This window comes from Acinetobacter pullicarnis (assembly GCF_006352475.1).
In the GTDB taxonomy this organism is placed as follows: domain Bacteria; phylum Pseudomonadota; class Gammaproteobacteria; order Pseudomonadales; family Moraxellaceae; genus Acinetobacter; species Acinetobacter pullicarnis.
On sequence record NZ_VCMZ01000001.1, the window covers coordinates 3561672 to 3583478 of the forward strand.

The window sequence follows — 21807 nt, forward strand, 5'->3', positions numbered from 1 at the left end:
AGAAACTTAAGCTTTAACTTTACGAGCTGGTAATTTTTCACGAATACGTGCAGCTTTACCAGATAATTCACGTAGGTAGTAAAGTTTAGCGCGACGAACGTCACCACGACGTTTCACTTCGACTCGAGCAACGATTGGTGAATGTGTTTGGAAAACACGTTCAACACCAACACCGCTAGAGATTTTACGAACGGTGAAAGCAGAGTTCAAGCCGCGGTTTTTCTTCGCGATTACAACGCCTTCAAAAGCCTGAAGACGCTCACGCTCACCTTCTTTTACTTTTACTTGAACAATGACTGTATCACCCGGAGCAAATTCTGGAAGATCAGTTCTTAACTGTGCATTTTCAACAGCTTGTACTAAAGGATGTTTACCACTCATGTGGAATCTCCAATATGCGGGTCAGAAGAGGTCTGAATGCCGCTGGGGATAGAGGCTAAAACGCATATCAACCCGATTATCTTTCCCTTTATTGTTGACCTTCTCAAGCAACAAAGAGCCTATTCTCAGAGACTTAAAGCTTATTAAAATAAGTTCAAGTATTTAAATCTTTTAGCCATTTCTTTTGCTGCTTACTCAGTTCAACTTGTTCGACCAATTCAGGTCGGCGTTCAAGTGTGCGCTGATATCGCTGCAAAAACCGCCACTTTTCAATATTGGCATGATGCCCAGATTTTAAAACCTCAGGCACATCCAAACCTTCAAAATGGTCTGGCTTGGTATATTGTGGGCAATCCAAAAGACCATCCACAAATGAATCTTGCACCGCAGATTGTTCATCTGACATCACATTCGGCAATCGTCGAATGATACTGTCCAATAAAACCATCGCAGGAAGTTCACCACCCGACAAGACATAATCCCCAATCGACCATTCTTGATCGACATGTTTCTGGATTAGGCGCTCATCGACCCCCTCATAACGTCCACACAATACAATTAGGCCGTCATAGTTGACGAATTGTTGTACCGCAGGTTCATTTAAGGTCTTTCCTTGTGGAGACATATACACCACAGGAACATGAACATAACCTGCTTGCACTGCAAGCTGTTTGGCATGGTGAATCGCTTTTGACAGAGGTTCTGCCATCATCACCATTCCAGGACCACCACCAAATGGACGTTCATCCACTCTTTTGTAGTTGCCCTCAGCAAAATCACGTGGGTTAATACAATGAACTTGTACTAGATCACGTTTTGCCGCACGCCCGCTAATACCATAGGCTGTAATCGCTTCAAACATTTCAGGAAAAAGCGTAATGACTGCAAAAAACATCGCAGACTCCTCTATTTTCCTGCTGCGTTTATCCTTAAAGGATTAATAATCTACGCCCCAATTTACGTAGATACGACCAGCTTCAAGATCAACTCGTTGTACCACATCACGGTGCCAAGGCACCATGCGCTCTTCGCCATCAACGCTTTCAGGTGTAGCGCGTACCACCATCACGTCATTGGCGCCTGTTTCAAACAACTCGTGGATTTGACCGAGATTAACTTCCTGCTCTTGATCGTCCAGACCTAATACAATTAAGCCTTTTAAATCAGACCAGTAAAACTCGTCCACGCTTGGTTGAGGCAGTTGCGACTTGGAAATCCAAACATCTACGCCAACTAAGTTATCCGCAGCAGTGCGATCGCTCACACCTTTTAACGAAACAACTAAGCCTTTGCCATGTGGTTTCCAACGTTTTACTTCTACGGTTTGCCAACCTGCACTGGTCTCAATGTACCAAGGTAAGTAGTCAAACACGTTGCTCATCGGATCTGTATTGGAATAGATCCAGAGCCACCCATTTAATCCATATGCTGAACGTAACTGTCCAATCTGAATACGATCTTCGGGAACATTCTGTGTTGGTGTCATGGGTTACCTACTACGATTACGTACAAAACGACTTATGCAGTAGCTGTTGCTTTCTTCGCTTGAGCAGCTAAAGAAGCAACACGTTCAGACGGTTGAGCGCCTAAAGCTACCCAATGAGCAAAACGATCAGCATCTAAACGAAGTTTTTCTGCTTGACCTTGAGCTGTCGGGTTAAAGAAACCAATACGTTCGATGAAACGGCCATCACGCGCATTGCGGCTATCAGTTACAATAACTTGATAGAACGGACGTTTTTTAGCACCACCGCGTGCTAGACGAATTACAACCATGTTAATACTCTCACATGAAGGAAATACTTCTTAGATTCGGTTGAACCTAAAAAGGCGGATATTTTACGATATTTTAACGATAAGGGAAAGCTCAAAATTTGAGTTATCCGCAAATAAGATTTTTTTGAATTCAAATCCTAGCGTTTATTCCACGTTGTCGTGGCATTTGGCTGGCAAATTTGACCCTCAACCCAACAGTTTTGACCCAAGTTATTCAGCACCAATGCACCATTGTTTTGTTGCATGCTGTCCGCTTTGGGAATCGCGCTAAGCGTCCACCCTTGTGCTGTAGCGCTGAGATTTAAGTCAAAATAGGCAGTGCCTGAATTGGGGTAAATCGCAGTAATACCCAAGTGCTGAAGCGTGGCACCCGTATAGTTTTGATTAATTGCGCGATATTGTTGTATCTGTCCAGCAATGCGCTGCATTTCAGCTTGCATATCGACACGATTAACTCGAATTTTGTAATTTAAATAGTTTGGATAAGCAATCCCAACCAATATTGCAATAATACTCATGGCAATAATCAACTCAACCAAGCTAAATGCTTTTATTTTTTTAATATTGCTTATTTTTATAGCGTTCATCACCACGGCTCACTTAAAATCGTTCCACAATCGTTCAGACTACTGACGACATTTGCCGTTTTAGTCATGCAACGCATGCCTTTGCTACTGATCAACAAATCATAATTATTGGGTTGTTTAATCTCGCCATTATTATTTCTGCTTCGCTCAACTTTCATGATCCAATCTAATCCTGTCACTGGCGAATAACGACCACTCCCTGCTGTACTTGGGTTTACACTTAAATTTAATTTCTGTTTACTCTCAAAATCGAGCAAAGTAATCACATAATTTGCAGCGTCAGCAGGTTGCCCCAAAGGCAACAGCAACTGATTGCTCGCTGCATCATAACTGGGATAGATATCTGCCAAGTCAAAGCCCTGATAGCTATAATTACGTGCTTTAAACCGTTCTAGCTCACTTGAAATTCGCAGCACTTGCTGTTTGGCTTCTGCCAGATCCTTACGTTCTAAATAGGCCTTATACCGTGGCACAGCGAAGCCCACCAAAATACTCAGCAACATTAAACAAATGATTAATTCAATCAAACTAAAACCACCTAAGCCATAACCTCGGACTGGTGTGATTCGCTGAGACAAATCCCTATTCGTCAGCCGGCTTCTACATTTTTTCATGAATCCGCTCGCTGTTCATACCAGCGTAAATGTTTGATCGTAACTTTAGACCTAAACAATTGGCATTCAGGATTATTTTGATATTCGGGTTGCGTGCAGTTCTCTCCGATTTTTTCCCGATTCAAAATCATCCCAAGACTATCATCTCGATTGTTATAACCCTTGCCTAAATGGGTTCCTAAGATTCCAGCACCAATTTTGACCCGATTGGGGACGCCCTCAACATTATATTTATACTGAGGCCGACATTTACCAGTCGGTAGACAGAATTGGAAGAGATAAGAATCGCCCAACACACTCGCACCACAACCACCGCCAAGGCCCTTGCCATTTCGGTCATAGACATTGGCATACAGCATATTGTCCAAGGCAAAGATTTCACTTAAGCCCTTATAATCGCCTTTAATCCTTGAGTACGGATACCACCAGCCAGTATTTGGGGCAACTCTTCGATTAATTTCAGTGAGTCGAGGAATACCTTTTACGGTATTCATCAAATGGAGTCGTCTAATATATTTATGATTCAATAAGGGTTTATCACTGTACAAATCACTGCGCGCAACATCATGATCATAAATCACAAAAACACCATCTTGTGCGCTTAGCTCAGCGCTCGCCAGAGGTGAACTGAGATTGCCTGAAGTTAGGGCCACTACACCAAACAGCCCGACCTTGTCTTTATGTACTGAAAAACTTGGCATTTCATAAAAACGTGGACTTAAACCGGTATCTAAATGCCCGTTATAAAGCTGTACCACGCGTTTGGCAAAACCGGAAGTTGTCTGGGCAGTATTATCCAAATCAATCCTGAATGCTTGGCCGCCCAAATCACCAAAATAAAGTGTATCAACCAGGCCATCATTATCACGGTCAAGGGTATTGATTTGTGAGACAACGCTGTACTTTAAATTTGCATCATAGCTCGCCTCGACTGCTCCCCCTTTTTCTGTTGCCTGACGACTGCTCCACCACAACAACTGACCGTTATTGGCATCAAACATATACACCCCGGCACCCACTGCATTGCTTTGCTCATATCTAGGGCACTCATAGCCTTGATTGTTATATTGATTAAGCCGATCTGGCGGGGATCTAGGTTGATCATCGTTACCTATTTGCTCTGCGTCGGCTGCACCACACTGAAACTCACCAAAAGCATCGTAGCCGCCACCAACAAACATCACCATACGTTTCACCCCACCCCACTTCACATAAGCAATGGTGGGTTTTGACCAACTTTGTCCCATAAACTGCAATGCTGGCACAGTCTTGTACACCTCTTCTAAGCCTGTACTGACAATACGTTGATGCGCTGGGTCAATCTGAAACTTCATTACAGGCCGCGTCAGATCAGTCAAATCAAGCGAATAATAACTGCGCCCTCCCATTCGCAACCCACCATAAACCCATTGCATTCCTCTCGAACTTAATAACCCTCGTTGCTGATCTTGTGTTTGTCGCGTGGTGTCATTCACGGTGAGTGTCCCATCCTTACTGGTGACATATTGGCTGCGAGCGGTCCAAGGGGCATCAATGCCATAAAATAATTTCTGTACCCCCCCCATACTGCTGTCTTCAGACAGAAATGCTTGTTTTTGCCGTTCCATCATTTCATAAGGTACAAAAGCAAGCACTTCCTTGCCTTGGTCATCAACCACATGCAATACCCCTTGAGTTGAACCAAACAATAAATAGTCTTGGCGATTGGCGCTCTTCATTCGGCCATTATCAACAAAAATACGCCCCGTCTGTGTCAATAAAATGGGTCTAGAATGCAATGAAGCCCCCAATTGACGCAGCTCCATTTTAGGTAAGGTTACTAAGCTATAATCTTGGCTGGTCTCTGGTACTCGAAAACCCAAAAGGTTCAACCAATAGTTTTTATTTTGATCAGGTCGTGGTTTATCGAAACCTGCATGCTGTAGGAGTAAACTATCCAAGGTCACTTGACTGAGGGTTTCGGCAGCCTCATAGCTTTGCTTATCGGCATCAAAACGACGGTTACTAAAGACTTTACGCATCTCGGTTATTTGCTGGGTGTCTGGATTTTTATAAAGTCCCAAAGGCAGTTTCATTTTAACGCCACCACCGCCCCACCCCCCTTGAGCGGCGCTATTTACCTCTCCTGTTGCCGCAATAAGTCGAATTCGTTTGTCTGCGCCAAATAATTCACCGTTATGAATTGGATATTTATTTAAATTACCTAACCAAAGTTGAAAGCTGGTTTCAGGCTTTGGTACAAACGTCGCGTAATAACCAAAGGGATGCAGTTGAATGGGGTTTAGCGGATCAAGCGGGATACTGGGTATACCCGTAATCAATGGATCAAAATTGGGTTTAGATTCTTCAATAAAATTAACAATGCTGCTAATCAACTCTCCGGTCAATTTGGCAGAGTAGAAGCCCCCCTCACCATAGCCGCCCACCCCCTCAATCGTCGGTGTCACCCCGTCAGCAAAGCGACTTTTCTCTCCCCAGTTACAGGCATTTCTTGCATCAACGGTTTGAATGGCATTGCAATTGTAATAGGTTCTTGTGCGTTGGGTTTTAGGGTCACTTAAGACCTGCTTCACCTCATCATCCACATCGAAACTAGAACCAAAACCGACTACCGCAGTACGTAGTTTTGGATCAGAAACCGTTCCCAGTATGGCGGTTATTTTATCTGGATCATTTAAATAACGTGCAAAAAGGCCAATCTCCCCCCAATACGAAAAATACGTTCCCGATCTATTATAGCGACCACCACTTAAGCCACTTTTGTCAGTAATATGATATTCATATATTTTTAAAGCATTCGCCATTAAGTTTTCATTGGGTGTTCTCACCGATTGTGGCTCGCCATCGGTGAGAAAATAAATCCCCTTTCCATCACACTGGGTTTCGCTTAAATTCTCTTGGGAATCCCGATCTTTGGTTTGTTTAAGCGGACTCTGATAACGCCTTGAACTCCATTCACCCACAGTCAAATTCGCTGAATAGCTTTGATCCGCAATATCAACACCACTAAAAGGCCCATCACCGGTATGGGTTCCCAACATATAGGCCGCAGCTTCGGCATAAGCCGCAGAGGTTGGCGTTGAACCCCGCCCAACAAAGTCATTACGGCGAATCAAATGCAAGACTTTACGACGCTGCTCTGAACCAACGACTCCCCATTGGTCTGCTGCAATCCGCATATAGGCTCGCCTATTATTTTCCATTTGATTGGTTCGCGGTGCTCTCCCCGCATAAGGAAATGTTCCAATCCCTATTTTAGTATTCGGCTGAATTGCACTGGAGGTCGCCAGCTCATATAAGGCCTCTTTTAAGCGACTGATTCGATCCAAATATTTAACCCCATTTTCGTCCAGACAATAATTCACTCGATAGCCTTTTTGGGGATCATCTGATTTTTTATTTAACTGCGGTCTCATCCCTTCCCATGACGCACTGCTGGGTAAATCACACGGTTCTAAACGGTTTCTAATCCCTGCGCCTAAATTCACCGTGTTATTTAAATCCATACTGCCTGAAGTATCCAACATCATGACAATGATGACTTCACCGGCCTTGGCTGCACTTTTATAAATCTCAATATCACTGGCCTGACCTGACTGATAAGGCGTGATCACAACCATCAATAAGAGCAACACGGCAATATTGAACTGCTGTTTTTTAAATCGTGTCATGCTGCACCTCATCGATTTATCGGACTGACTCAGTCAGTTTGGTTCGGCTGTCCACCGACCACATAGTCGGCATGTTGAGTGTTATAGGGAACGTTGTATTGGTTAAAACACTGACTAACTTCGCTCGCTCTTTTTTTAAAACAAGCCTCTAACTGTGCGCTACTAATCTGGCTAAAACTTGGCAATACGGAGATCACCGTCACCCCTATTTGATGTGAGGCAATCGGCAAGAGCGACTGACCCAAACTGGTTCCTTGAATAAGCTGAGACAAAGGTGCAGAAGATTCGAGATTCTTTTTTAAATAGACCTGCGCCAAAATTGCGGCTCGGCCTGTAGCAAATTGATTGGCTTTACAAAATCCTTGTTCACCAATTTTGGTCGTTACCCCATTGGGAGTAATCACACTGGCCTGATCAAGTCGAAAGAAATCAGTTGCCGCAGCGCGATAGCAGAACACCAATTCATCTTCGCCATTTTCCGATGCCGTAAAATAGCTATACATGCCGTCTTGGGCTAATTGGCGTGCAACTAATCTGGGGTCTTCCATGTTAAATAAAGCTGCATCTGAGTTTTCCATCAGCAACGCTTGAATGTGACTATTGGTCGCTACTTTTAACCCAACAATACTAGAACGTACCGCCAAGGTACTTACGGCCGTAATCAGCAGAATCAAAATCAACACGATGATTAGGGTCATCCCTTGCTGCCTATTCATACGTATCAGTCCCCAGTGTATTTCTAAGGGCAATAACCTGACTGATCCGCTGACGCAGATACTGCTTTTCTGTATTTTGATTGTCTTTTAAACGCAAGGTGCTACCAGCGAGTTCAATATTTTCATTGGGATTCGGCAAAGAAATTTTACTCAGTGGTGTCGAGGCGCGAACCAAAAGATTTAACTCAATGGAAACCACATTATAAAATGCTTCTTGGGCTGTCAGATCGTCAGGCATTAAAGCCAAATATTGATTAATACTGAGATAACGCAATTGACCATCGGGTGCTTTCACCCCCAAACGAATCTTAAAACTATCGACTCGTTTGATGATTTGCTGGCCGCCACTTGCTTTGAAGCCGCTGATTGCTGTGTCAGCCTCGGCATAGTAGCCACTTTGGCAAAATAATGAATAGGCTTCTGGCTCACCCAGTACTTGTTGTGGATCTTTTTTAATATAGTAGCGATTCACAATAATTTTTTGCCCGAAAGGCTGATTATCACCTTGATTTTCAGTGTTAAATTCTATTTTTTCACCTTCACAATTATAGCCCCCTTTATAAACCTCTCGCCGATTTGAGCCCTCCCCCTTATCGCCCTTGGTGTAGACCGGTTTGTATTGAATCAGAAGTTGATCACTTTTTAATTCGGTTGCTGCCTCAGTACGCTCTTGGCTGGTCCACAACGCTTCGGTATTGTCACGCATCGATGGGGGAAAGTTTTGTGCATTAAAAATAATGCCTGAACCATTATTTTTATTATTGACCTGCTGCAAAGACAGTGTATTTAAATTGCTCAAGCGCAAATCAGCAGCAATCAACGCCAGTCCCAAATTGGCATTTTGCTGCAATTCATCCATGGCATTTTGCAGTGCCAATATTCGATTGCCACTGAGAAAGATTGCCAGTCCTGCGGCCACAATAATTAAGCCCAAGGTCAAGGCAATCATCAGCTCAACCAAGGTAAATCCCGTTTGCTTATTCGACATTATTATAGGTCTCCACAATAATGCATTTCGAATTTGCGACATAGGCAGCACCACGGGTGCAATTTGGTGCTCCATCACCATTGGTTGGCGTGGTCTCATCCCAAGAAATATAAATACATTGGCGTCTTAAAGTGGTGGCTTGGCAATCTAGGATGGCGATTTGCATGGCAGATTGCTCGGCTTTTTTTCGCACCTGCTCATAATCATATTCGGCCATTTGCTGTGCTGTGCAAAAGCCTGCGGTACTGCCACTTTCTGTTACTGGTGCAGCACAATTTTGGGTCAACTCATTTACAGGTTTATAAAATCGAAAGCCGGCCCGATTGACTCGCATACGTTCTGCCAAATCTCGCGCCAGATTCATGGCTTGAATATTTTGCGTTGCATCTTGCGTTGCCGCCATGGCACGCAGTTGTAAGGCGCTATACCCCAGTACAGCAATGCTGAGTAGGCTTAGGGCCACCAAGACCTCAACCAGCCCAATTCCCTGCTGTGAGCACTTCATGTGCGATATCCAGCCACATAACGCAATACCATCGATACAGCATCTGCACTTTTATTTTTTAAATGGCGTAATAAGGGAGGTGTAGCGACAACAGCAAAAATCGAAAATACAATAAAACGCTGCACACGTTTTTGTCGTGCAACGCCTTTGCTCGCGAGTCTTTCGCCCTTCACGCTCATCTTTAGCCCTCCATCAAAAGAGCATAGATGAAATCATTCTGAAAACGCGTGACACTAGATAAAGGGTAGAGAAAAGCAGATGACTGTAACTTAAGAATTTAGCAATGTTGCTAAAACAGACAAACAAAAATATAGATACACGACTGACATTAAAAACCGTATAAAAAATGGCATAAAAAAAAGCCCCATTCATCAGATTGGGGCTTTTCTACACAACATGATCTGCTGTGCGGGGGTTATGCAAAGTTCAAATCGTGTGGCGCTGCATATTTCACCGCGCCAGAAACGATATTGAACAATGGATTAACCACCAATTTTTCTATATTTCTTGCCTTTTTGCTCAGCTTCATCACCGATACGAGACTGGCGATACGCTTCATATTCTTGGTAGTTACCAGTATAAAACTCAGGCTGCTCATTTTCGAATGACAAAATATGCGTTGCGATACGGTCTAAGAACCAACGGTCATGCGATACCACCATCACGGTGCCTGGGAAGACTAAAATTGCATCTTCAAGCGCACGTAAGGTTTCAATATCAAGGTCATTTGATGGCTCATCCAGCAAGATAACGTTCGCACCTTGCTGTAAAATTTTAGCCAGTTGCAGACGGTTACGTTCACCACCAGACAAATCACCCACACGCTTCTGTTGATCTGAACCTTTAAAGTTAAAGCGACCAATATAAGCACGTGATGGAATTTCGTAATCACCGACTCTGAGAATATCTAAGCCGCCAGAAACTTCTTCCCATACAGTTTTGCTGTTATCTAAGCTGTCACGAACCTGGCCGACATAAGCAACTTTAACCGACTCACCCAAGGTAACCGTACCGGTATCTGGTTGTTGTTCGCCAGTCATCATGCGGAATAGTGTAGTTTTACCCGCACCATTTGGTCCCACGATCCCGACAATCGCCGTTGGTGGTACTGCGAAGGTGAGGTTTTCATACAACAAACGACCATCAAAGGATTTGCTGATGCCTTCAACATCAACCACCTTGTTGCCCAAACGTGGACCAGGTGGAATATAAATCTCTGATGTTTCATTACGTTGTTGGAATTCTTTAGAGTTCAACTCTTCAAAACGTTCCATACGTGCTTTATTTTTCTTTTGCTGACCTTTGGCATTAGAACGTACCCATTCCAATTCTTTTTTCAAGGCTTTCGCAAAAGATTCTTCTTGTTTGTTTTCTTGCTCTAGACGGGCATTTTTTTGCTCTAACCAAGAAGAATAGTTGCCTTGATAAGGAATACCATGTCCACGGTCAAGCTCCAAGATCCACTCGGCAACGTTATCTAAGAAATAACGGTCATGCGTAATTGCCACGATGGTGCCAGCAAAGTCTTTCAAGAAACGTTCTAACCAAGTCACGGACTCTGCGTCCAAATGGTTGGTCGGTTCATCAAGAAGCAACATGTCAGGCTTAGACAGCAATAAACGACACAATGCAACACGGCGACGTTCACCACCAGAAAGCAAAGAAACATCTGCATCCCAAGGTGGCAGGTTCAAGGCACCAGCCGCTTGCTCAAGTTGATTATTGAGGTTATGCGCATCCCAAGCATGAATAATACTTTCAAGCTTTTCTTGTTCTTTCGCCAACGCATCAAAGTCAGCATCTTCTGCTGCATACTCTGCAAAAACTTCATCTAAGCGCGCTAAAGCATCAAGTGGCTCACGCAAACCATCTTCCACGTTACCGCGGACATCTTTGGCATCGTCTAAAGGTGGTTCTTGTTCGAGATAGCCAATTTTAATACCTGGTTGAGCGCGTGCTTCACCGGAAAAATCTTTATCAACGCCCGCCATAATCCGGAGCAAGGTCGATTTACCTGCACCGTTTAAACCAAGCACACCAATTTTTGCACCAGGGAAGAATGATAAAGAGATGTCCTTCAGGATCTCGCGCTTAGGCGGAACCATCTTTGACACACGATTCATCGTGTAAATATATTGGGCCACTTAGGACTCCTCAAGCAAAAACCAAAACATCGCACATGCGAAAAAATACTTCGGCATTATACGATGAAAGTGTTGAAAAAATAAGGCGTGTATTTTTTATCTTTACAATCTGTTTTTTCTGACTGCACTTTCCAAATCTGACACTGATCTAGTGGATTACGCTTTTAAAGTGCGCAGCATTTACCCGAGCCATAATGTTCAGAATATCTGTTTTTAATATCATTTTTTTATATAAGACAGTCATAATTTAGACCTTTCATTCATAATGATAAATGCTAAACTCGCTGTAGAATGAAACACATAGATGATGGAACCATGACTTATAAAGACGAAACTCTTGCCATACACGCGGGTTATAGCCCAGAACCAACCACCAAAGCTGTTGCCGTACCCATCTATCAAACCACGTCTTATGCCTTTGATGATACTCAACACGGTGCAGACTTATTTGATCTCAAAGTTCAGGGTAATATTTATACTCGAATTATGAATCCGACCACCGCTGTGCTTGAGCAACGTATTGCAGCATTAGAGGGCGGAATCGGTGCTTTGGCGCTTGCATCAGGAATGTCAGCCATCACTTATGCGATTCAAACCATTACTGAAGCAGGCGATAATATTGCGTCAGTGTCTACCCTCTACGGTGGTAGCTACAATTTATTTGCACACACTTTGCCAAAACAAGGTATTGAAGTGCGCTTCTTCGATTACCAAGACCCAGAAGCATTACGCGGCCTAATTGATGAAAAAACCAAATTGGTTTTTGTTGAATCTATTGGTAATCCATTGGGCAATATTATTGATCTTGAAGCGATTGCCAAAATTGCACACGAATATGGCGTTCCAGTGGTTGTCGACAACACTGTGGCCACTCCTGCACTGCTCAAACCCTTTGAGTTTGGCGCAGACATCGTGGTGCACTCGTTAACCAAATACATTGGTGGTCACGGCAACAGTATTGGTGGTGCCATTGTCGACAGCGGCAAATTCCCTTGGGGTGATTATCCAGAACGTTTCAAAGTCTTGAATACACCAGATCCAAGTTATCACGGTGTCAATTATGTTGAGGCCATTGGTGCAGCAGCCTATATCGCACGTGCACGCGTCGTGCCATTACGCAACACTGGTGCTGCAATTAGCCCACTCAGCGTGTTCCTGATCCTGCAAGGCCTCGAAACGCTGAACATTCGTATGGAACGTCATACTGAAAATGCACAGAAAGTTGCTGAATATTTGCAATCACATCCAAAAGTAAAATGGGTGAACTATGCGGGTCTAAAAGATCATCCACAACATGCGTTAGCGCAAAAATATGTTAAAGGTACGCCTTCTGCGATTTTATCCTTCGGTGTTCAAGATGGTCGTGAAGGCGGAACCCGCTTTATCGATGCACTTCAGTTGTTTACCCGCTTAGTAAATATCGGGGATGCAAAAAGCTTGGCTTGCCATCCTGCAACCACCACACATCGCCAACTGAATGAAGATGAATTGAAAGCTGCAGGCGTCAGCATTGATATGGTCCGTCTTTCTGTCGGAATTGAACATATTGATGACCTCATTGCAGACTTAGAACAAGCTTTAGAAACGGTGTAATTCATCCTGATAGAAGTGTAAGCTTGGTTTAAATCTAACTTACAACAATCTTGAGATACCTAAAAGAGGGAGCTAATCTCCCTCTTTTTTTAATAAAATTTTGCAAATACAATTTATTAGATACTTAAACTGAGGAAGAAGAAGAATTCAAACCGTAACGACAGAATTTAGGTTAGAATATAATCGCCAGAAATATTTTAAAATACACATGCTTTATCCTAGTAATTTTTCTATTTTTCGTTATTATTTTTGAGGTAAGTTTGATTGTCTTTTATTTTAAGGTTCGTGTTTAAAATAACAAATAAAACTCAATAACTTAGTTTCATTCATCAGGGAAATCATATGAATTTAAAACTAGAGCAACTCTTTGAAGCAAAGGTTCAAGACAAAGTTGCATTGATCACAGGTGCGTCTAGCGGTATTGGCTTAACCGTTGCAAAAAAACTTGCTGCAAAGGGTGCGCATGTTCTTTTGGTTGCACGTACACAAGAAACCTTAGAGCAAGTACAAGCTGAAATCGAAGCCGCTGGCGGCAAAGCAACTATTTTCCCATGTGACTTAAATGACATGGCTGCCATTGATGCGGTATCTGAAAAGATATTGGCGTCGGTAGAGCACATCGATTTCCTCATCAATAACGCAGGACGTTCCATCCGCCGTGCAGTACATGAATCTGTAGATCGTTTCCATGACTTTGAACGCACCATGCAGTTGAACTACTTTGGTGCTGTCCGCTTAGTCCTCAACGTCTTGCCACAAATGATGAATCGACGTGATGGTCACATCATTAACATCAGTTCAATCGGCGTATTGGCGAATGCAACCCGCTTCTCTGCGTATGTGGCTTCTAAAGCTGCACTGGATGCTTTTAGTCGCTGCCTATCTGCTGAGGTACATTCACACAAGATTGCAATTACTTCGGTCTATATGCCTTTGGTTCGTACGCCAATGATTGCACCGACCAAAATTTATAATTACGTTCCAACCCTTTCACCTGAGCAAGCGGCAGATTTAGTCGCTTATGCGATTGTGAAACGTCCGAAAAAAGTAGCGACAACACTTGGTCGCCTGGCTTCGATTACTTACTCTATCGCACCGGGGATTAACAATAAATTGATGTCAATTGGCTTCAACTTATTCCCAAGTTCAAGCGCTTCTGTGGGGAAACAAGACAAACTCAACTTTGCCCAACGTGCTTATGCAAGACTGTTCCCAGGCGAACACTGGTAAGCACAAATAAGCCCCAATAAACATCAGTCCCCCGCTGCATATCTAAATATATACAGCGGGTTTTTCTTGGCTAATGTTTTATGCATCTGATGTTTGCTGATCGACCCACAAAGTAGTCTTCGCAATGACCGTCTCAACATCTGCTGCTTTGAGTTTCCACTGCTGCTCTAACTCGACCAGCTTACTTCTATCTAATACCTCTGTACGCAAAAAGTGTAGCATTTCAGCTGACATTTCCATCTTCTGTGCAAGCCAACGCCATTTCAACAACCACTGCAAAAACCAGAGTGGTACATAGTATTTTGGAGCACTTAACTTGAGTTGTGTTGCCATTAAATGCAGTAATTGATGTAAAGGGATCTGTTCTTCATCAGCAACCAATAACGTTTGATTACGCATCTGCGGATCCATACCGGCTTCCGCCATCACTGCAACCAAATAGTTAATATTCACCAAGGGTAAATAATGGATTGCTGTCGCAGGTATAGCCATCATTTTTCCACGCTTTAATGCAGTAATCATTTGAGCAATTGCTTGTGACAATGGAATTTCACCAGTATGCATATCACCAGTCACTGTTGCGGGATGGATGATGCTCCAATCAAGAGCCTGACTGTCTGCCTGTTTTATCCAAGCAAAATGTGCTTGGATTTTTGATGCCTCATAAGCACCGAGCCTTGTATAAACCTGTACCCAATCTGTTGCGTCAATATCATCTAAACAAATACCGACTTCTTGCAAATGCTCAGTTAACGTCAACATATAACCTGAAACATGCACAGCCCGTTGTAATTGACAATGCTCCCCCACACAGCGCAACAAATTTACAGCCCCAAAAACATTTACCGCTTGTGCTTGTTGCATCGTCAAATCCCAAGCAAACCATGCTGCACAATTAAATAAACGTGTTACGCACGTTAACCGCTCCCAGTCAGCTTTAGACACGCCTAAGTCTTTCTTTGTCACATCTCCTTGTATCAATATTAGTTTTTCAACACTTACCCCACGCTGCCTCAACCACTCGGTCAGGCCTTGCGCTTGTGCTGATACATTTCTAACCAAAGCAAAAACAGGATAGCCCTGCTGTAATAGCTGTGCTGTAAGAAATTTGCCGACAAATCCAGTTGCTCCAACAACGAAAATGCTTTGACTTACAGTGAAATCTTGTACGATTGATTTTGAGCTTTGCATCATCTTTAACGCTATTTAATCTACTTATAGATAGGCTAAAGTATGGAGTACACTCTAGGGTCAAGCCCTAATGAACCGTTTTGGGAAATAGAAGGAGCGAGCGATGCTTATTGGTGCACTGGTCAAACAAACCAACTTAAGCCGAGATACCATTCGATTTTATGAAAAAATGAATTTAATTCAGTCAATTACACGAAATAATGGTTATAAAGATTACCCTGAACACAGCATTCAACAGCTACAACTCATTCTTCAAGCAAAATCTCTTGGCTTTAGCTTAGCTGAAATAAAGCAACTCTCTGATCTCGTGGCGCAAGCCGATATTCCTGCTGAGCAGATGCAACTGATTTTTCAGACTAAACTGTCTACCATCGATGAAAAGATCAACCAGCTCGAACAGATGCGTAGCATGCTCACACATTTAATGTTGGGAGACCCATGTCCTTTAAAACAGCAATGTGTCAAAGGTGTTTAAAGTTAGCTTGATAAGCAGATTCTGAGTTTTAACCCTGCATTTTGGAGCAGTACTTTTCAACAAAGCAGCGCATGATACCTTCATCAATCAAGTGAATAAGTTCTACAAATTTTAATCACTCAAAAACCCTCACCAATAAAAAAACCTCCACTTGGGATAATGCCAGTCAGTTAAGACAAATACAGCTATTTTTGATTGATTAATTATGTCTGAAAGCCCCGTCTCCCTTTGGGATGAGAAATATATTCCGCAAGTGGGAAAAGGGTGCTTTTAATCACTCAAAAACCTTCACCAATAAAAAACCTCCACTTGGGAGGTTTTTTATTCAACAAACTGAAATCAAAGCTTATTTAGAACCTTTGATGCCCGCTTGTAATAGCAATGCGCCTAAACCACCGATTTTGTTTTCTTGTGGTTTAGCTGCTTGAGGCTTATTACGTTGTGGACGATCACCTTGCGCTTGTGGACGTGCTTGTTGTGGGCGTTTGCCTTGCGGTTTTGCAGCTCCACGTTGTTCAGCGTTGTTATCACGGCGTGGCGCACGTTGCGCTTTCGCTGGTGCAGCAGAACCTTCTGGACGCATCGATAAGTTCACACGCTGACGTTCAGCATCAACTTGAATCACACGAACTTGTACGATTTGCCCTGGCTTAACCACTTTATGCGGATCAGAAACAAATTCATTGGCCAATTCTGAGATATGAATCAAACCATCCTGATGTACACCCACGTCAACAAAAGCGCCGAAGTTGGTTACATTGGTAATCACACCTTCAAGCTGTAAGCCTTCAGTTAATTGTGATACTTCTGTGATGTCTTCGCGGAACTTCGCAGTCCGGAATTCTGGACGTGGGTCACGGCCTGGTTTATCCAATTCGCTTAACACGTCTTTAACAGTTGGTAGACCGAATTTATCATCAACAAATGCTTCAGCATCAACCTGACGAATAATTTCGCTATTGCCAATAATATCTTTTACGGTGGTCGCTTTCGCGTTCACAATTTTCTCAACCAACGCATAGCTTTCAGGATGCACTGCAGATGCATCTAAAGGCTCAGAACCATCAAGTACACGTAAAAAACCTGCCGCTTGTTCAAAAGTTCGCTCGCCTAAACGTGGTACATTTTTCAATGCTTTACGGTTTTCGAAACGACCATTTTCTTTACGGAAGTCAACGATTTGCTGTGCAATTGATTTGTTCAAACCTGCGATATAACCCAAAACAGCAGAAGAAGCAGTGTTCACATCAACACCAACAGCGTTAACACAGTCTTCAACCACCGCATCCAGAGTTTTGGCTAAGCCAGTTTGATTGACATCATGTTGATATTGACCCACACCAATCGATTTCGGATCAATTTTTACAAGCTCTGCCAATGGATCTTGTAAACGACGTGCAATTGACACTGCACCACGAATCGTCACATCCAACTCTGGCAATTCAGCTGAGGCCAACTCAGATGCAGAGTAAACAGAAGCACCTGCTTCACTAACCGTTACGCGGGTCAATTTCAAGTCTGCATTCGCAGCCATCATTTCAGCAATAACCGCTTCTGTTTCACGGCTTGCAGTCCCATTACCAATAGCAATTAAGTCAACGTTAAATTCGCGACATAAACGTGCCAGTTCAGCCATTGCGCCAGCTTTGTCATCTTTCGGTGCAAATGGATAAACCGTGCTATGTGCTACGACATCGCCTGATGCATTTACAACAGCAAGTTTTACACCTGTACGAATGCCTGGATCGACACCAAGTGTACAACGTGCGCCCGCAGGTGCAGACAGCAATAAATGACGTAAGTTTTCAGCAAAGACTTGCATTGCTTCCGCTTCAGCGGTCAAACGTTTTTCAGTCAACAATGAATGTTCAACACTTGGACGTACTTTGCCCAACCAGAACAACTTCGCAATTTTTTTCAAATAGTCTTGACGGGTTTGTGGTTGAACCTGATCAAGATTGTATTCCGTTTCAATACGTAATAACGCTTGTTCGTCTTCACCATCCACTTTTAAACCCAAGACATTTTCTTGGCGACCACGAAGCATGGCCAATAAGCGATGCGATGGTACTTTGTTTAAGTTTTCAGAGAACTCGAAGTAATCGCGGAATTTTTTACCGACTTCTTTTTTCTCTTCACTGGCGACAGCACTTTTTAATGTCGCTGTTTTCGCAAACATCGCTTTAAGCTCAGTCGTCAAAGCAATATTTTGTGCCCAGTCATCAATCAGAATATGTTGAATCGCATCGAGCTGACTGTCTAAATCTGGATAGTCTTCATGGCTAAAATCAGCCAATGCTGCTTGTGGTTCAATCTCTTCACTGGCAATACGATCTGCAATTGGGCCTAAACCGGCTTCTTTGGCTTTAAACGATTTGCTGGTGCGCTTTGGACGATAAGGCGCATAGATTTCTTCTAAGGCATTTTTAGTCGCAGCTGCATTTACACGTGTTAATAAATCATCCGATAATTTATCTTGCTCTTTCAGTGACTCAATCACTTTGTCACGTCTTTCGAATAAATCACGTAGATACGTTAATCGCGTATCTAATTGGCGTAACTGAGAGTCGTCCAAGCCTTGCGTCACTTCTTTACGGTAACGTGCGATAAACGGAACACTGGCACCCTCATCAATGAGTTTGATGGCAGCTTCTATTTGGTTTGGACTTACGGCAAGCTCACTTGCCAACTGCTGAACTAAGTCAGTCATCGTGTTTAATTCCACAAGGATAAGGACTAAAAGTTAGTGATTATAAAGACCGAGACTATAAAATCCACAACTGTTTTATAGCTTGTTGCAAAATAAAAAGGTAAGTCTTTAATTTAAATCAGATTTTAGAGTACAAATTGGTAGAGATTTTACAGCATCTTGCCCTAAATTTGGATAAATAACAACCTGACCCAATGACCATGTCGCACCTTTAGCACGTCCGCCACCAAAAGGCTGCGATAAACTAATCCAACAACCTTGATAGCCATTTAAACGAACAGGCTCTGAAATATGCAAAGGAGGCGCTTCCATATATAAAAGTTCTTTCAACAGAAAAACATTATAACGTCGCTCTTTTAAACTAAAATAACCCTGAGCATCGCTGACTGTTTCTCCAATTTGCACGCCAACCAATGGCTGCCCTGCTAGATTGACCACTGTACCTATCATCTGTGGACGCGATAAGCGACTAATGCAGGCAGTTAAAGCCAAACAAAGCATGATAATAGCGAAAATTTTCATTGGTAAAGTCTAATGTCCTGGTTAAATAAGATCAGCGTGTTGAAGTTGTTCATGGATTCATCAAATGCCAATTCAAACAGCGCTTTTCACGCTGTAAGATGTTGTTTTTTGGTATTCTTAATATCATTGAAATTGTAATTTTGAGCAAATTGATACATAGTCTTAACAACAATTTAGACAGTATACTAAGCTATACAATATTTATAAATTCACATATTTACGGAGTGCATCATGAGTTTAGTTGTACCTGCTGAAAATACAGATGTCGTTCACCATGAAACGGATCGAGTTGAACGCATCTTGGTGGTCGATGATGATGTCCGTTTACGCACACTTTTACAGCGATTTTTGGAAGATAAAGGGTTTGTGGTCAAAACAGCCCATGATGCAACTCAGATGGATCGTTTACTACAACGTGAATTATTTTCTCTGATCGTATTGGACTTTATGCTTCCGGTAGAAGATGGCCTGAGTATTTGCCGACGTTTACGTCAGTCCAATATTGACACCCCAATTATTATGCTTACTGCACGCGGCAGCGACTCAGACCGTATTGCGGGTCTCGAAGCGGGTGCAGATGACTATCTACCAAAACCCTTTAATCCGAACGAATTACTGGCACGTATTCGTGCAGTACTGCGTCGACAAGTTCGTGAAGTTCCCGGTGCGCCAAGTCAAAATGTTGAAGTGGTTTCCTTTGGCCCGTGGTCACTGGATCTTTCAACCCGCACACTGACACGTGAAGGCCAAGTCGTCACCTTAACCACAGGTGAGTTTGCCGTACTCAAAGCCTTGGTACAGCATCCACGTGAGCCGCTAACCCGTGACAAACTCATGAACTTAGCACGTGGCCGTGAATGGGGAGCAATGGAGCGCTCGATTGACGTTCAAGTTTCACGTCTACGTCGCCTCATCGAAGAAAACCCAGCCCGTGCACGTTACATACAAACCGTATGGGGCGTCGGCTATGTTTTTGTTCCAGATGGTGCTGAATAACCCATAACATGACGCTCCAAAGGCGTGATGAGGACCAACTGTGAAACAAGAACCAATTGATATACAAGCATTTAATGATTTTGAGGCATATTCTGAGAAAAAACGAACCCGTTGGGAACGCTTTTTAGACAAGATTAAGCCGCGATCAGCTGCCATGCGCACCACAGTGTTGGTGATTTTTGTGGTCTTTATCAGTTGGTTCACCACGCTTTGGTTTTTCTGGCGAACCCTTTACTTACCTGAACTACAGCAACATGCACGCTATATTGCCATGGAGCTAGAAGTCATTAACAATCCTGATGTCCGTGTCTTTAATAAAGGCGTTGAAATCAATATTGATGACTGGTTAGAACAGCGGATCGGCATTGAATATGTCACCAATCCCAAAGAATATCCCAATGTTAAAGATAAACTCTTAGCAGACTACATCACTGGGCATATTGAAGATAAAGTCGCCCAAGAAATGGCGATTAAAGATGTAACGGTCTACTTCCAATTCAAACCCAGCCCACGGATTTGGATTCAAACCCCTGCAATGAATGGTCATTGGGTCAGAGAACCCCTTAAAACCTATGCCAACTATAGCTCAGAACTTGTCTTTGGCTGGCTGCTGGGTGTGCCCATTCTCTCCTTTATTATTATTTTGACCTTGGTCCGACAATTAAACCGCCCTTTGCGACGTCTGCAAAACGCAGCCAATCAATACAGTAAAACCAGTAAAGCCCCTTACTTGGAAACCAATCACGGTCCCCAAGAAATTCGAGAAGTGAATCAAGCCTTTAATCTCATGGTCTATACCCTCGATCAGGCTGAACGTGATCGCTTAATTATGTTGGCAGGGATTTCCCACGATTTAAGAACCCCACTCACCCGCATTCGCTTAAGTGCTGAAATGATGCCAGATGACGATTTCCTCAAAGAAGGTCTGATCTATGATGTCGAAGATATGGATGCGATTCTAAATCAGTTCATTTCTTATATGCGTGATGGTTCAGATGAAGAGATACAAGACACCAATATCAACAGCCTACTCCAAGAGCTTGTGATTCAATTTAAACCGCTGGATATCCGCTTTCAAGCACAACCGCTTCCGATCATTGCTGCACGCTCATTGTCGTTAAAACGCCTCATCGGCAACTTAATTAACAACGCAAAACGTTATGGTGCAGAACCAATCGAACTTGCTGCATTTATCGATGAAGAAAAACTCTTTATTCGCGTTTCCGACCATGGCGAAGGCATTCCCGAAGATCAAATTGAAGATCTCATGCAACCTTTTGTCCGTGGCAATGCAGCACGAACCGTACAAGGCAGTGGACTGGGTCTCGCGATTGTAAAACGTATTGTCGATATCCATCAGGGTGAAATATTAATTCACAATCGTGAGATCGGTGGTTTAGAAGTAACGATCTCACTCCCCCTCGCCAGTACCGAACAAGAAGTCGCCACACCCAACACCGCACTCGGTAAAATTAAGCAAACACTCACTGAGCGTTTTTAATAAACGGACAAAATTAAAGCAGCTGTTTTATCAACCAAACCAACTTTATACATATTTAAACGTTTTAATTCAGCAACTTAATAACCATCATTTAAATTTATATCGGTATTTATTTGAAAAATTAGACCTTAGCCTAATAGCTATGCAATTTAACTTGTGCGACGCGTACAATCGAGTCTAATTCTGAGTTTTTTATTGAGAGTAAAT

At 43.0% G+C, this 21807-nt stretch carries 20 protein-coding genes; 5 read left to right on the plus strand and 15 right to left on the minus strand.

Going from position 1 to position 21807, the window contains the following annotated elements; translation table 11 throughout:
* Positions 1 to 6 precede the first annotated feature (6 nt).
* The 12 genes from rplS to ettA form a co-directional block, all read right to left on the minus strand.
* On the minus strand, positions 7 to 381 hold the full coding sequence (rplS, locus tag FD716_RS15940) for a 50S ribosomal protein L19 (protein WP_139853232.1): 375 nt from the start codon (positions 379 to 381) through the stop codon (positions 7 to 9).
* A gap of 154 nt (positions 382 to 535) precedes the next feature.
* Positions 536 to 1276 carry a tRNA (guanosine(37)-N1)-methyltransferase TrmD gene (gene trmD / locus FD716_RS15945; RefSeq protein WP_139853233.1) on the minus strand — a complete coding sequence of 247 codons (741 nt, stop codon included), beginning with the start codon at positions 1274 to 1276 and terminating at the stop codon, positions 536 to 538.
* 42 nt (positions 1277 to 1318) lie between these two features.
* Positions 1319 to 1867 carry a ribosome maturation factor RimM gene (rimM, locus tag FD716_RS15950; protein WP_139853234.1) on the minus strand — a complete coding sequence of 183 codons (549 nt, stop codon included), beginning with the start codon at positions 1865 to 1867 and terminating at the stop codon, positions 1319 to 1321.
* Between the two features lie 32 nt (positions 1868 to 1899).
* Positions 1900 to 2157, minus strand: a complete 258-nt coding sequence (gene rpsP, locus FD716_RS15955) for a 30S ribosomal protein S16 (RefSeq protein WP_139853235.1) — start codon at positions 2155 to 2157, stop codon at positions 1900 to 1902.
* A gap of 137 nt (positions 2158 to 2294) precedes the next feature.
* Positions 2295 to 2744 carry a type IV pilin protein gene (locus FD716_RS15960; RefSeq protein WP_139853236.1) on the minus strand — a complete coding sequence of 150 codons (450 nt, stop codon included), beginning with the start codon at positions 2742 to 2744 and terminating at the stop codon, positions 2295 to 2297.
* Positions 2744 to 3322, minus strand: a complete 579-nt coding sequence (locus FD716_RS15965; RefSeq protein ID WP_228714962.1) for a type IV pilin protein — start codon at positions 3320 to 3322, stop codon at positions 2744 to 2746. The genes FD716_RS15960 and FD716_RS15965 overlap by 1 nt, the downstream gene beginning before the upstream one ends.
* Before the next feature lie 32 nt (positions 3323 to 3354).
* Entirely contained in the window at positions 3355 to 7029 is a 3675-nt protein-coding gene (locus FD716_RS15970; protein WP_139853238.1) for a pilus assembly protein, read from the minus strand.
* Between the two features lie 29 nt (positions 7030 to 7058).
* Positions 7059 to 7745, minus strand: coding sequence for a pilus assembly protein PilX (locus tag FD716_RS15975; protein ID WP_139853239.1), 687 nt, complete (start codon positions 7743 to 7745; stop codon positions 7059 to 7061).
* Complete coding sequence (locus FD716_RS15980) at positions 7738 to 8733, minus strand: PilW family protein (protein ID WP_171477115.1); 996 nt, start codon at positions 8731 to 8733, stop codon at positions 7738 to 7740. Before FD716_RS15980 ends, FD716_RS15975 begins: the two co-directional genes overlap by 8 nt.
* Complete coding sequence (pilV, locus tag FD716_RS15985; RefSeq protein ID WP_139853241.1) at positions 8723 to 9238, minus strand: type IV pilus modification protein PilV; 516 nt, start codon at positions 9236 to 9238, stop codon at positions 8723 to 8725. Before pilV ends, FD716_RS15980 begins: the two co-directional genes overlap by 11 nt.
* A complete protein-coding gene (locus FD716_RS15990; RefSeq protein WP_139853242.1) occupies positions 9235 to 9417 on the minus strand; it encodes a hypothetical protein in 183 nt (60 codons plus the stop codon). The genes pilV and FD716_RS15990 overlap by 4 nt, the downstream gene beginning before the upstream one ends.
* A gap of 303 nt (positions 9418 to 9720) precedes the next feature.
* Complete coding sequence (ettA, locus tag FD716_RS15995; RefSeq protein WP_139853243.1) at positions 9721 to 11382, minus strand: energy-dependent translational throttle protein EttA; 1662 nt, start codon at positions 11380 to 11382, stop codon at positions 9721 to 9723.
* 315 nt (positions 11383 to 11697) lie between these two features.
* Between ettA and FD716_RS16000 the strand changes: the two genes are divergently transcribed.
* Together FD716_RS16000 and FD716_RS16005 are read left to right on the plus strand one after the other, a co-directional pair.
* Entirely contained in the window at positions 11698 to 12975 is a 1278-nt protein-coding gene (locus FD716_RS16000; protein ID WP_139853244.1) for an O-acetylhomoserine aminocarboxypropyltransferase/cysteine synthase family protein, read from the plus strand.
* Positions 12976 to 13317: 342 nt separating this feature from the next.
* The gene (locus FD716_RS16005) at positions 13318 to 14205 is read left to right on the plus strand and encodes an SDR family NAD(P)-dependent oxidoreductase (protein WP_139853245.1); all 888 of its coding nucleotides are present in this window, start codon (positions 13318 to 13320) and stop codon (positions 14203 to 14205) included.
* Positions 14206 to 14283: 78 nt separating this feature from the next.
* On the opposite strand, the gene FD716_RS16010 is transcribed toward FD716_RS16005, so the two are convergent.
* The gene (locus FD716_RS16010) at positions 14284 to 15399 is read right to left on the minus strand and encodes an SDR family oxidoreductase (RefSeq protein WP_139853246.1); all 1116 of its coding nucleotides are present in this window, start codon (positions 15397 to 15399) and stop codon (positions 14284 to 14286) included.
* A gap of 100 nt (positions 15400 to 15499) precedes the next feature.
* Between FD716_RS16010 and FD716_RS16015 the strand changes: the two genes are divergently transcribed.
* Positions 15500 to 15871 (plus strand): MerR family DNA-binding protein, encoded by a 372-nt coding sequence (locus tag FD716_RS16015; protein ID WP_139853247.1) that lies wholly within the window; start codon positions 15500 to 15502, stop codon positions 15869 to 15871.
* A 346-nt stretch (positions 15872 to 16217) separates the two neighbouring features.
* Here the strand turns inward: FD716_RS16015 and FD716_RS16020 are convergent, their stop codons facing one another.
* Together FD716_RS16020 and FD716_RS16025 are read right to left on the minus strand one after the other, a co-directional pair.
* The gene (locus FD716_RS16020) at positions 16218 to 18581 is read right to left on the minus strand and encodes a Tex family protein (RefSeq protein ID WP_139853248.1); all 2364 of its coding nucleotides are present in this window, start codon (positions 18579 to 18581) and stop codon (positions 16218 to 16220) included.
* 108 nt (positions 18582 to 18689) lie between these two features.
* Entirely contained in the window at positions 18690 to 19103 is a 414-nt protein-coding gene (locus FD716_RS16025) for a peptidase associated/transthyretin-like domain-containing protein (protein ID WP_139853249.1), read from the minus strand.
* Between the two features lie 231 nt (positions 19104 to 19334).
* On the opposite strand from FD716_RS16025, the gene ompR reads away from it, so the two are divergent.
* Positions 19335 to 20099, plus strand: coding sequence for an osmolarity response regulator transcription factor OmpR (ompR, locus tag FD716_RS16030; protein ID WP_086202441.1), 765 nt, complete (start codon positions 19335 to 19337; stop codon positions 20097 to 20099).
* Between the two features lie 40 nt (positions 20100 to 20139).
* Positions 20140 to 21600 (plus strand): ATP-binding protein, encoded by a 1461-nt coding sequence (locus FD716_RS16035; protein WP_139853250.1) that lies wholly within the window; start codon positions 20140 to 20142, stop codon positions 21598 to 21600.
* Positions 21601 to 21807: the final 207 nt, after the last annotated feature.

Coding starts and splice junctions, on each gene's coding strand:
- FD716_RS16015 (WP_139853247.1), top strand. CDS start 15,500: ATGCTTATTGGTGCACTGGTCAAACAAACCAACTTAAGCCGAGATACC.
- FD716_RS16025 (WP_139853249.1), bottom strand. CDS start 19,103: ATGAAAATTTTCGCTATTATCATGCTTTGTTTGGCTTTAACTGCCTGC.
- FD716_RS15980 (WP_171477115.1), bottom strand. CDS start 8,733: ATGTCGAATAAGCAAACGGGATTTACCTTGGTTGAGCTGATGATTGCC.
- FD716_RS16000 (WP_139853244.1), top strand. CDS start 11,698: ATGACTTATAAAGACGAAACTCTTGCCATACACGCGGGTTATAGCCCA.
- FD716_RS16020 (WP_139853248.1), bottom strand. CDS start 18,581: ATGACTGACTTAGTTCAGCAGTTGGCAAGTGAGCTTGCCGTAAGTCCA.
- ompR (WP_086202441.1), top strand. CDS start 19,335: ATGAGTTTAGTTGTACCTGCTGAAAATACAGATGTCGTTCACCATGAA.
- rplS (WP_139853232.1), bottom strand. CDS start 381: ATGAGTGGTAAACATCCTTTAGTACAAGCTGTTGAAAATGCACAGTTA.
- FD716_RS15970 (WP_139853238.1), bottom strand. CDS start 7,029: ATGACACGATTTAAAAAACAGCAGTTCAATATTGCCGTGTTGCTCTTA.
- FD716_RS16010 (WP_139853246.1), bottom strand. CDS start 15,399: ATGATGCAAAGCTCAAAATCAATCGTACAAGATTTCACTGTAAGTCAA.
- rimM (WP_139853234.1), bottom strand. CDS start 1,867: ATGACACCAACACAGAATGTTCCCGAAGATCGTATTCAGATTGGACAG.
- pilV (WP_139853241.1), bottom strand. CDS start 9,238: ATGAAGTGCTCACAGCAGGGAATTGGGCTGGTTGAGGTCTTGGTGGCC.
- FD716_RS15975 (WP_139853239.1), bottom strand. CDS start 7,745: ATGAATAGGCAGCAAGGGATGACCCTAATCATCGTGTTGATTTTGATT.
- FD716_RS15990 (WP_139853242.1), bottom strand. CDS start 9,417: ATGAGCGTGAAGGGCGAAAGACTCGCGAGCAAAGGCGTTGCACGACAA.
- FD716_RS15960 (WP_139853236.1), bottom strand. CDS start 2,744: ATGAACGCTATAAAAATAAGCAATATTAAAAAAATAAAAGCATTTAGC.
- trmD (WP_139853233.1), bottom strand. CDS start 1,276: ATGTTTTTTGCAGTCATTACGCTTTTTCCTGAAATGTTTGAAGCGATT.
- FD716_RS16005 (WP_139853245.1), top strand. CDS start 13,318: ATGAATTTAAAACTAGAGCAACTCTTTGAAGCAAAGGTTCAAGACAAA.
- rpsP (WP_139853235.1), bottom strand. CDS start 2,157: ATGGTTGTAATTCGTCTAGCACGCGGTGGTGCTAAAAAACGTCCGTTC.